At 58.1% G+C, this 568-nt stretch carries 1 protein-coding gene; it reads right to left on the reverse strand.

Going from position 1 to position 568, the window contains the following annotated elements; genetic code table 11:
• A partial coding sequence (locus CXQ93_RS20285; RefSeq protein WP_219817408.1) for a hypothetical protein occupies nt 1-415 on the reverse strand: 415 nt, incomplete at its 3' end.
• Between the last annotated feature and the right edge of the window lie 153 nt (nt 416-568).

Genomic DNA, 568 nt, shown 5'->3' on the forward strand with positions numbered 1-568 from the left:
TGATTGCTACACCTTGGTAGTCCTCCGCTTCTCGGGCTGAGTCCATCGCGGCGACGGCAGCTTCGTAACGCCTCCACGCCCCGCCCACTTCCTCGGCTTTTTCCTCTTCGATGTCGACGCGCTCCCGGTGCATCACCCGCAGCATCAGGCCAACATGGAAGGAAAACGCGACATCGTATTCAGGAAAGGATTCCTGCGAGTAAAGATTTGTGGGGTTCGTGATGACCCACCAGCGTTCCTTCGGCATGTGCACGTCGTAGACGTCGTAGTCAGTGCCGATTAGCCGGTAACTGCTGACCTTCTGCACCAGCGTGACTTTGGTGTCAGGGTCGTCAGGGTCATCGACGTTTCGGGACTGACCCTCGACGTAGTTGCGGACGGATTTCTCTTCATGCGCAGGAAGCAGTTCGGCCATATGGCCACTATGAGGGGATGGGGCCACATCATTCCAGTGGCAAGGAACGCGGAGCGTTGCGCGGCAGCTCGTGGCGTTAGCGTTCGAATCCGCGTTCTGGCCGATGATCCCTAACCGGGTGATTCATCTCGGTGTTTTGCCTACTCCGAAGGC

It is taken from the genome of Arthrobacter sp. N199823 (genome assembly GCF_002929705.1).
Classification (GTDB): domain Bacteria; phylum Actinomycetota; class Actinomycetes; order Actinomycetales; family Micrococcaceae; genus Specibacter.